Annotated in this window: 4 protein-coding genes; all 4 read right to left on the reverse strand. The window is 72.9% G+C overall.

All coding sequences use genetic code 11. The annotated features are described in order from the left end of the window. Positions 1-95: 95 nt before the first annotated feature. The 4 genes from ACIBNA_RS26145 to pepN all read right to left on the reverse strand — a co-directional run bounded on the left by ACIBNA_RS26145 (position 96) and on the right by pepN (position 6,576). Positions 96-467, reverse strand: coding sequence for a hypothetical protein (locus ACIBNA_RS26145; RefSeq protein ID WP_399167550.1), 372 nt, complete (start codon positions 465-467; stop codon positions 96-98). 127 nt (positions 468-594) lie between these two features. Beyond that, positions 595-2,061, reverse strand: coding sequence for a lysine N(6)-hydroxylase/L-ornithine N(5)-oxygenase family protein (locus ACIBNA_RS26150; RefSeq protein ID WP_399167551.1), 1,467 nt, complete (start codon positions 2,059-2,061; stop codon positions 595-597). Next, complete coding sequence (locus tag ACIBNA_RS26155; protein WP_399167552.1) at positions 2,058-3,464, reverse strand: pyridoxal phosphate-dependent decarboxylase family protein; 1,407 nt, start codon at positions 3,462-3,464, stop codon at positions 2,058-2,060. The genes ACIBNA_RS26150 and ACIBNA_RS26155 overlap by 4 nt, the downstream gene beginning before the upstream one ends. 616 nt (positions 3,465-4,080) lie before the next feature. Next, entirely contained in the window at positions 4,081-6,576 is a 2,496-nt protein-coding gene (gene pepN / locus ACIBNA_RS26160; protein WP_399167553.1) for an aminopeptidase N, read from the reverse strand. Between the last annotated feature and the right edge of the window lie 175 nt (positions 6,577-6,751).

A 6,751-nucleotide genomic window follows, 5' to 3' on the forward strand; every position in this document is an offset into this window, starting at 1 on the left:
TGCTCCGCGACGGCACCTTCTACGAACCCCGCCTCCCCGAAGCAGCCATCGCATGACCAACCCAGGCTTGACGAAGGACATAGAGGCACCCCCCCCTAGCGTCGGTCCTCTGTCAGGGCCATGGCGTGATGGCTCAGGAGCATGGTGACCGACGCCTTCGTGTAGAGGGCCGCTCCCATGATGGATACGGGCACGGAGAGGCCGAGTACGCCGAGCAGGCGGGGCCAGGGACGTCCGGCAAAGCAGCGGGTGACGGTGCCGTCCCCGGACGTCTGCTTTTCGAAGAGCAGACCATCGCAGCCGCCCCCGCCCGAGAAGCCACCGCCGGGCATGAGCAACTGCCAGGCCACGTAGCCCCACATGAGTGCGGCGACGAACAGCAGCCCGATGCCGCGCTCCTTCCACTGTTCGGCCCGGTTCAGGAGCTTGCGATGGAGCTCCGCCTTGCGCATCTCCGCGTCTCCCACGGCCGCCTCCCCCGTCGTGTGGGCCGACCGGCACAGGCTAGTGCGGTGACCGGATGAGGCCATCGGCTTTGCGCCGATTGGAGGTCAGTGCCCGGAAGCCGTCCTTTTGGAAGCCGTCGGGGTCGCGTCACCTTCGGTCCACGAGCGGAGTCAGTGCCGGTGCCTCACGGGGCGGCGGGACCTGCTGCCGCGGTGTGAGGCCGAAGGTGGTGAAGGCGGTGCGGCGCGGGAGCGCGTACGCCTCTTCGCCGGTCAGGGAGTTGAGGATGATCGCGCTGCGCCAGGCGGCGAGGCCGAGGTCCGGGGCGCCGACGCCGTGCGTGTGGGTCTCGGCGTTCTGGACGTAGACCGTGCCGGTGACGGACGGGTCGAGGCCGAGGCGGTAGTCCTCGTCGATGCGCGCTCGCTCCTGGCTGTCGCGGCGCATGTAGGGGTCGAGGCCGGCGAGGATGCGGTCGAGGGGGCGTTCGCGGTAGCCGGTGGCGAGGACGACGGCGTCGGTGGTGAGGCGGGAGCGGCTGTCCTGCCGGCCGTGCTCAAGGTGCAGTTCCACCTTGGTCGTCGCGACGCGGCCGGCGGTGCGGATCCGGACGCCGGGGGTGAGGACGGCGTCGGGCCAGCCGCCGTGCAGGGTGCGGCGGTACAGCTCGTCGTGGATGGCGGCGATGGTGGCGGCGTCGATGCCCTTGTGCAGCTGCCACTGCCCGGCGACGAGCCGGTCGCGGGCGGACTCGGGCAGGGCGTGGAAGTAGCGGGTGTGGTCGGGGGTGAAGTGCTCAAGGCCGAGCTTGGAGTACTCCATCGGTGCGAAGGCCTCGGTGCGGCCCAGCCAGTGGAGCTTCTCGCGCCCGGCGGGCCTGCCCCGGAGCAGGTCGAGGAAGATCTCGGCGCCGGACTGTCCGATGCCCACGACCGTGACGTGCTCGGCGGCGAGGAGGTCCGCGCGGTGGTCGAGGTAGTCGGCGGCGTGCACGACGGGCACGCCGGGGGCCTCGACGAGGGGCTTGAGGGGGTCGGGGACGTAGGGCTCGGTGCCGATGCCGAGGACGACGTTCCGCGTGTAGGTACGGCCGAGGGCTTCCGCTTCTCCGTCGGTGTCGAGTTGGGTGAAGTCGACCTCGAAGAGGTCCTGTTCGGGGTTCCAGCGGACGGCGTCGACCTGGTGGCCGAAGTGCAGTGCCGGGAGGTTCTCGCAGACCCAGCGGCAATAGGCGTCGTACTCGGCGCGCTGGATGTGCAAGCGCTCGGCGAAGTAGAAGGGGAAGAGCCGCTCGCGGGACCTGAGGTAGTTGAGGAAGGTCCAGGGGCTGGTGGGGTCGGCGAGGGTCACCAGGTCGGCGAGGAACGGGACTTGGATGGTGGCGCCCTCGATGAGCAGGCCGGAGTGCCAGCCGAAGGCGGGGCGCTGCTCGTAGAAGGCGGTGTCGAGTTCGCCGAGCGGGTGGGCGAGCGCGGCGAGGGACAGGTTGAACGGGCCGATGCCGATACCGACCAGGTCGCGGGGTGCGTCGGGCTCGTGGTGCGGGTGCTGGCGCGCGGTGGCCGGCGCGGGGCTCGGCTCGTCGTGCGGCTGGGGACGCGGCGCGGGGTTCATCGGGGGGTGTGTCCTTCCACGAGTGTCGCTTGCCGCGCTGCCACGAGGTGCAGCAGCGCGGCCAGGTCGTCGGGCCCGGTGGCGGGGTTGAGGAGGGTGGCCTTGAGCCAGAGCCGGCCGTCGAGGCGGGCCCGGCCGAGGACGGCACGGCCATCGGTGAGGAGCGCGCGGCGTACGGCGGCCACGGTGTCGTCGGTGGCGCCCGCGGGCCGGAACAGGACCGTGCTGATGACGGGTTGGGCGTGGAGTTCGAAGCCGGGGTGCTTCTCGACGAGGGCGGCGAACTCCCTGGCACGGGCGCAGACCTGGTCGACGAGCGCGCCGAGACCGCTGCGGCCGAGGGTCTTGAGGGTGACGGCGAGCTTGAGGACGTCGGGGCGGCGAGTGGTGCGCAGGGACCGGCCGAGCAGGTCCGGCAGGCCGGCCTCGGTGTCGTCGGCGGCGTTGAGGTAGTCGGCGCGGTGCCGCAGGGCGGTGAGGTCGCGGGGGTCCTTGACGGCCAGGAGGCCGGCGGCGACCGGCTGCCAGCCGAGTTTGTGCAGGTCGAGGGTGACGGTGTCGGCGGCGTCGAGGCCGGCGAGCCGGGCGCGGTGGCGGTCGCTGAACAGGAGGCCTCCGCCGTAGGCGGCGTCGATGTGCAGCCGGGCGCCGTGGGCCGCGCAGCGGGCGGTGATCTCGGGCAGGGGGTCGATGAGTCCGGCGTCGGTGGTGCCGGCGGTGGCGGCGACGAGCAGCGGGCCGGGCAGCCGGGAGAGGGCCTCGTCGAGCGCGGTGGGGTGCAGCGTGCCGGCCGGGGCTGGTACGACGACGGGCTCGGGCAGTCCGAGCAGCCAGGCGGCCCGCGCGAGCGAGTGATGGGCGTTCGCCCCGCACACCAGCCGCACGGACCCGCCGTACGCCTCCCGCGCGAGGAGGAGGGCGAGCTGGTTGGACTCGGTGCCGCCGGTGGTGATCAGGGAGTCGGGGGCCGTGCCCGCGTCTTTCCCGGCGCCGTAGAGCTCGGCGGCCAGCGCCTTTGCGACGAGCGTCTCCAGTTCCGATGCCGCCGGGGCCTGGTCCCAGGAGTCCAGGGACGGGTTGAGGGCCGAGGCCGCGAGGTCGGCGGCGGCGGCGAGGGCCAGGGGCGGGCAGTGGAGGTGGGCGGCGCACAGGGGGTGTGCCGGGTCGGCGGCGCCCTCGGCGAACGCGCGGACCAGGGTGCGCAGGGCGTGCGGGTCGCCCTGGTCGGGCAGGGTCTCGCCCAGCGCCTGGCGCATCCGCGCCGCGACGACGTCCGGCCCGCCCGCCGGCAGCGGTCCGCCGCGCGTCCGGGCGCCCTCGTCCAGCGCCTGGAGCACGGTGTCGAGCAACGGCCGCAGGGCCGACGGGCCTTCGGGACCTGCGGCGAGGGGCGGCGTGCTCATGGGCTGTCCTCCGGGGCGCGGGGCGGGCGCGCCCGAAGAGCCCAACGACCGGATGCGGGAGGAGGTACTTCCGTACGGGGAAACCTGCCGGAACCGTCCGGTACCGGCTCTCGGCCTCGGGACGTCCGCCTTGGGGCCCCCGGCCCGGGCGGCGCACGGGCGGGCCGGTCGTCCGGTGATCTCCGGGCGCACCCGCCCACCGTGGCGGCGAAGGTTTCAGCAGGGACCGGAAGCATGTCCGGCGGGACACGTCGGGAACGGACCGGGCCCGCCGCGTCCGGGACGGCTCGGCCGAGCCCGGCTCGCGGCCGAGGCCGGGCCCGAGGCCGGGAAGGGCGGCCGGTCCCCCGCGTCGGCGGAAGGGACAAGCCGCGTCACCCGGGTCCTAGGGGGGTCCGCGAAGTCCCGTCGTCCGCCCGGAGGGCGGGCCGTGCGGCGTTCGGTGCGTGCGCCCGGTGCGGCGAGAGGGCATGCCTGGCGTCGCGGGGCGGGCGGGACTTTTCGGACACCCCTAGGGCCTGTCGTTTGGGTCACGCCGCAGACGCGGGGTCTGGCACCGAGCAGAACAATCGCTTCCCTGCGACCTGATCCAAACGACAGACCCTAGATCCCGGTCTCAGACCTCCTGACCCGGCTGGACCCGCAGCGCCCGTGCCAGATCGTCGAGTTGGTCGACGAGCTTGCGGCGCAGCGCCGGGATCGGCGCGGCGTCGCGCAGGCACTCCTCGCCGAGGCGGAGGTTCTCGGCGTCGACGGCGTGAGCGGGGAAGGCCCAGCGGCCGGCGGCTTCGGCGATGGCGGGGCCGCGGCGGTCGGCGACGTCGACGGCGTCCGTGTAGTAGCGCGGTACGTACGCGCGTACCAGGTCGGCCTGTTCGGGCTGCCAGAAGCCCTGGGCGGTGGCGGTGAACAGGTAGTTGGACAGTTCGTCGGAGCCGAACATCGCCTCCCAGGCGCGGGCCTTGGCCTCCGGGTCGGGCAGGGCGGCCCGGCAGCGGGCGGCGCCCTCCTGGCCGGTGGCGCTCGGGTCGCGTTCCAGTTCGGCGGCGATGGCGGCCTCGTCGGTGGCGCCGAGGACGGCGAGGCGGGCGAGGACGCGCCAGCGCAGCTCGGGGTCGAGCTCCGGGCCGCCGGGCACGGTGCCGTCGGCGAACCAGGCGGCGATGGTGTCCGGGTGGGCGGCGACGTCGATGCGGTGGCGTACGGCGATCAGGCGCAGGCCGGGGTTGTCGCCGTCCTCGGTGCGGCGGATGAGGTCGCGGCACAGCTCGGAGAGCGTGGCGAGCGCGGCGGGCCGCTGCTCGGGCGTGACGTAGCGGTCGGTGATGTACGTGGACGCGAAGGCGAGCACGCCCTGGACGATGGCGAGATCGGTCTCCAGCGGGAGATGGGCCCGGGCGGTCTCCAGATAGGCGGCGGGCGGCAGTTCGCCGTCGCGGACGGCGTCGCGCAGGGCGTTCCAGACGACCGCGCGGGCGAGCGGTTCGGGCAGGCCGGACAGGTCCTTGCGGACGGTCTCGAAGGACTCCGGGTCGAAGCGGACCTTGGCGTAGCTGAGGTCGCCGTCGTTGAGGAGGAGCAGCGCGGGGCGCTTGCCGACGGGGTGGGCGCCTGTTTGCGGCAGGTCCAGGTGGAGGCGTTCGCGCAGGACGAGGTGGCCGCCGTCGTCGCCGAGGTCCCGGTCGTACAGGCCGGCGGCGATGCGGTGCGGGCGGCTGCCGGTGCGGTCGACGGTGAGGGCGCAGGTGCCGTTCTCGCCGGGGGCGAGGTGCGGGGTGAGGGTGTCGACGCCGGTGGTGCGCAGCCAGGCGTCGGCCCAGGCGTGGACGTCGCGTGCGGTGGCGCCGGCGAGGGAGTCGATGAAGTCGGCGAGGGTGGCGTTGCCGAACCTGTGCCGGGTGAAGTGGGTGTTGATGCCGGCCAGGAAGTCCTTCTCGCCGAGCCAGGCGACCAGTTGCCGCAGCGCGCTGGCGCCCTTGGCGTAGGAGATGCCGTCGAAGTTGAGCAGCGCGGAGGCGGTGTCGTCGACGGCCTCGGGGGCGACGGGGTGGGTGGAGGGGCGCTGGTCGGCGTCGTAGCCCCAGGCCTTGCGGTTGACGCCGAAGTCGGTCCAGGTGTCGGTGAAGCGGGTGGCCTCGGTGAGGGTCTGGTAGCCCATGTACTCGGCGAAGGACTCGTTCAGCCAGATGTCGTCCCACCACTTGAGGGTGACGAGGTCGCCGAACCACATGTGGGCCATCTCGTGGGCGACGACCATGGCGCGGGTCTGCCGCTCGGTGTCGGTGACGGCTGAGCGGTAGACGAACTCGTCGCGGAAGGTGACCAGTCCGGGGTTCTCCATGGCGCCCGCGTTGAACTCGGGGACGAAGGCCTGGTCGTAGGAGTCGAAGGGGTAGGGCTCGTCGAACTTCTCGTGGTAGCGGTCGAAGCACGCGCGCGTGACGTCGAGGAGTTCGTCGGCGTCGTTGTCCAGGTAGGGGGCCAGGGAGCGGCGGCAGTGCAGGCCGAAGGGCAGGCCGCGGTGCTCGGTGCGCACGGAGTGCCAGGGGCCGGCGGCGACGGCGACCAGGTAGGTGGAGATCAGCGGGGTGGCGGCGGCCTTCCAGAGGCCGTCGCCGGTGTGCTCGGTGACGCCGTTGGCGAGGACGGTCCAGCCCTCCGGGGCCTTCACCGACAGCTCGAAGACGGCTTTCAGGTCGGGCTGGTCGAAGGCGGCGAAGACGCGCTGGACGTCGTCCATGAACAGCTGGGTGTAGACGTAGGTCTCGCCGTCGGTGGGGTCGGTGAAGCGGTGCATGCCCTCGCCGGTGCGGGAGTAGCGCATGTGCGCGTGCACGCGCAGTTCGTGCTCGCCGGCGGTGAGGTTCTTCAGGGGCAGCCGGTTGCCGTCCAGGGCTTCCGGGTCCAGGGGTTGTCCGTCGAGCGTGACGGAGCGCAGTTCGGCGGGCCTGACCTCGACGAAGGTGTCCCCGTCCGCGCGGGCGCTGAACCTGATCAGAGTGCGGGAGTCGAAGGTCTCGTCCCCTGTGGTCAGGTCGAGTTCGATCGTGTAGCGGTGGACGTCGAGGAGCCCTGCTCGGGTCTGCGCTTCGTCGCGCGTCAGTACGGACATGCAGGACATGCTGCCTGATGGCAAGGGCATGGCACAGAGGCGGATCGGTATGCGACCGATGTCCGGTCTAGGTGCGGTCTTTTTCGAGCTCCCCGGCGTGCGCCCCCGGGGGCCGCTGGGGCGGCACGCGCGCCTCGGGGTGGGGCAGCGCGGGCCGTTGGGGGTGTGATGCGGG

This window comes from Streptomyces sp. NPDC050164 (assembly GCF_044459945.1).
Taxonomy (GTDB): Bacteria; Actinomycetota; Actinomycetes; order Streptomycetales; family Streptomycetaceae; genus Streptomyces; species Streptomyces coeruleorubidus_A.